The sequence below is a fragment of the Idiomarina sp. Sol25 genome (assembly GCF_033052775.1).
GTDB lineage: Bacteria > Pseudomonadota > Gammaproteobacteria > Enterobacterales > Alteromonadaceae > Idiomarina.
Window position 1 is genome coordinate 1 of record NZ_JAUPEW010000216.1, and the last position, 244, is coordinate 244.

At 68.0% G+C, this 244-nt stretch carries 1 protein-coding gene; it reads left to right on the forward strand.

Annotated features, from left to right (window positions below; all coding sequences use genetic code 11):
- Positions 1 to 244, forward strand: a 244-nt coding sequence (locus tag Q5L94_RS14055; RefSeq protein ID WP_317498966.1) for a PAS domain-containing protein, incomplete at both ends; no start/stop codon positions are given.

The window sequence follows — 244 nt, forward strand, 5'->3', positions numbered from 1 at the left end:
GTGTTGAGCAGCAAAGGCTCTGCGCCGGACGACCCGATCGGCCCTGACGCAGGTCTCCTGCGCCAGCGCGTGACGATCGAGACAGGCGATGGTCCGCTGACCGACCGGCACGGCGACATCTTCTTCGCCGCCGTGGAAACCACGCGCATGCCGATGATCGTCACCGACCCGCGGCGCGAGGACAACCCGATCGTCTTCGCCAACCGCGCCTTCCGCGCGATGACCGGCTACACGCAGGAGGAGC